The organism is Streptosporangium sp. NPDC004379, assembly GCF_042873875.1.
In the GTDB taxonomy this organism is placed as follows: domain Bacteria; phylum Actinomycetota; class Actinomycetes; order Streptosporangiales; family Streptosporangiaceae; genus Streptosporangium.
Window position 1 is genome coordinate 1 of record NZ_JBIAMC010000046.1, and the last position, 1,150, is coordinate 1,150.

A 1,150-nucleotide genomic window follows, 5' to 3' on the forward strand; every position below is an offset into this window, starting at 1 on the left:
ATCGTCCACGGCCCGGATTCGTAGTCGGTGCCGTGGGTGAAGGAGGTGCCGTTGGAGTTCCAGCGCCAGATGGTCATGGTGCCGTCGCCGTCGTCGCGCATCATCGCCGGAGCACTGCGCGAGGACGTCCCCCACAGCGCGTTGACGATGATCTGGGCGTCGCCGGCCTGCTTCTGGTACTTGTCGGGATAGGCCGACACCTGCACGTTCTGACAGACCTCGCCGATCGGGGCCGTCATCCAGGAGCCGTTCGGGTATTCCCGGAGCATCTTGTCGAGGAAGGCGTTGGTGGCCCACGTGGGGTTCAGCCGCTGCTCCCGGCTGCCCCACGACGCCCGCTGCTGGAACAGTCCCAGGCTGTCGTGGTCGACTTCGACGCTGATGTTCTGCAGGTGGGTCTCCACGATCACCGTCGAGACGGCGATCACCGCGGCCCGCGAGGCCAGGCCCCGGGCCTTCACCGCGTTGACCACCATCCGGGCGCAGGAGGTGCGGTACGCGTTCATGTAACCGCGCATGTCGGCCTGCAACCGGCTGTTCAACTGGGTGGCCAGGGCGGCGTCCGCGCTCGTGGGACCGTTCGGGTCGCAGGGCACGGACTGGTACGCCTGCGCTGCCGACGCCTCGGACGGAGGAGTCGTCGGCACCGGGCTCGGATCTCGGGCGGCCGAGGCGGCGGCCGGTGCGGTGGTCAGGACGACCGCACCGATGAGGGCGGCGGCCCCGGTACGGAGAACTGACGACGTCGATGCTCGCAAGACTCTTCTCTTTTCTGCCTGCGACAGGGAGAGGGGATCGCCGACTTCGTTCGGCTCTGAGAGCGGAGCGGCAGGACAGCTCGCGCGTTGCGGATGCGTCGGTCACCAACTGCCGAGGATGAGGCGGTCGGCGACGGGGTCGAGGGAGTAGTTGCCGGAGGTGTACCACTTGCCGGCGTAGGCGGTGCCGTTCTTCCAGACGTGGTAGCTGAAGGTGTTGTCGGGGTTCTGGTAGGCGGTGACGATGTCGTCGTGGCCGTCTCCGTCCACGTCGCCGGAGGCCACCCGGTTGCCGGCCTGGTTCATGGTCCAGGGGCCGGATTCGTAGTCGGTGCCGTGGGTGAAGGAGGTGCCGTTGGAGTTCCAGCGCCAGATGGTCATGGTGCCGTCGC

General features: G+C 67.7%; 2 protein-coding genes. Both read right to left on the minus strand.

Annotated elements, in window-relative coordinates:
• On the minus strand, positions 1-758 hold a 758-nt coding region (locus ACFYSC_RS36855; RefSeq protein WP_389971042.1), incomplete at its 3' end, for a hypothetical protein.
• A gap of 102 nt (positions 759-860) precedes the next feature.
• Positions 861-1,150: FG-GAP-like repeat-containing protein (locus ACFYSC_RS36860; RefSeq protein ID WP_389971045.1), on the minus strand; the 290-nt coding region annotated here is incomplete at its 5' end.